The following is a 1,429-nucleotide window of genomic DNA, read 5'->3' on the forward strand; positions in this document are numbered from 1 at the left end:
TTTTAGAAGCTGTCCAAAACAGATTAGCGACAATCACGGCGCTTAAATACATTGATGAAGATTGGGGGCAGATGGACAGTTATAGTCCGAATCCTCCGGCGCAGTTTCCTTGTGCGTTAATTGACATTACATCTTTAAATTTTAGCAACATAGGAAAGGATAATACAGCAAATCCACCAAACAGGCAATTAGGTGAAGGAACCGTAACTTTTATTATTGCCAATTTAAAACTGACAAATACAAGTCACAGAGCGCCACAATCTCAAAAGGACAATGCCTGGACAATTTGGACTATTATTGATGATTTACATAAAACTATCCACGGATGGAAACCAATTGATGCATCAGGCGCACTAATGCGAACCAATTTTAAAAGAATCAGGCGGGATGACGGAATTCAGGAATATCAAATTACTTATTCGATTGGATTTGGAAATGTTTAGTTGAATAACTGTATTTGTGTAGCTTTTAATTGACGTTGCTTTTCAATAGCAGACTCAACTTCTTTTAATTCTGTTGTGATCGATGTACAAAGAATCTCGTATAAAGTAGTACGGGAGATAGGATATATCGGAACGATATATATTTCTAGAATCTTTGTCGTTGGTGTGTAAGGATGCTCCTGCACGCTTTTTTGGTAAAGCTCCTTAATAAGCTTGTAGCGTAATAACTTATTACGCTGAACTCCAAGACTTCTGTTTAAGGTTATTGACATGCAACAAATATAATTAAGTTACAGTTTATAACCAAATATCTGTTATTGATTATTATTTAAAACAGAAACATAAAAAAACCGCTAATTATAGCGGTTTTTTTTTAATTAGAATAAAATCTAAACTTGCTTTTTTTAGAGTCACCAGAGTAAAAGTTAAATTTATATCCCTTAGTGTTGTCAATATAATCACGATAATTTGAAGCACTAAAAAAATCTTTTTCGTTTGAATTTGGGTAAAAGACAGAATTAACTATAGCATACATTAGTTCTCTATTAACAAGGAACTCTTTCAATTTATACAAACCTTCCTCATTTTTTAATAATTTAAAAACTATTCCATTTTCATAACGATTAATACGAGATTCTTCTTTTTCTTCAACAGTCAAACCAATAGGTAAATATACCAGCACATAATATTCAGGCGTTTCTTTCTCTTTATAAAATTCAAATTTTTCACTACTAAGATTTGCTAGCTTAGAAGTAACTACTTTTAAAGATGACAAAGAACTACTTTGCAATTTATTAATCGTTTCGAAATCTTGTGCATTAACTAATGAAACAATGAACATGAATGTTACTAATAATATTTTCTTCATAATTGTATATTTATTAAGTTCAAATTTATCTAAAAAAAACAGAAATATAGTATAAGTATTGCAAATATTACACCACATATATATATTCTTCTCAAAATGCGTTTATGCTTACGATCCA

General features: G+C 30.8%; 3 protein-coding genes. 1 reads left to right on the forward strand and 2 read right to left on the reverse strand.

Translation table 11 applies throughout. The features are described from left to right. Window positions 1-443, forward strand: a 443-nt coding sequence (locus KHA90_RS25035; protein ID WP_213308254.1) for a hypothetical protein, incomplete at its 5' end; no start/stop codon positions are given. On the opposite strand, the gene KHA90_RS25040 is transcribed toward KHA90_RS25035, so the two are convergent. Further along, a complete protein-coding gene (locus KHA90_RS25040) occupies window positions 440-715 on the reverse strand; it encodes a hypothetical protein (RefSeq protein WP_213308257.1) in 276 nt (91 codons plus the stop codon). The genes KHA90_RS25035 and KHA90_RS25040 overlap by 4 nt on opposite strands. Window positions 716-816: 101 nt before the next feature. After that, window positions 817-1,311, reverse strand: coding sequence for a hypothetical protein (locus tag KHA90_RS25045; protein ID WP_213308258.1), 495 nt, complete (start codon window positions 1,309-1,311; stop codon window positions 817-819). Window positions 1,312-1,429: the final 118 nt, after the last annotated feature.

The sequence above is a fragment of the Flavobacterium psychroterrae genome, assembly GCF_018380615.1.
GTDB classification, from domain to species: Bacteria; Bacteroidota; Bacteroidia; order Flavobacteriales; family Flavobacteriaceae; genus Flavobacterium; species Flavobacterium psychroterrae.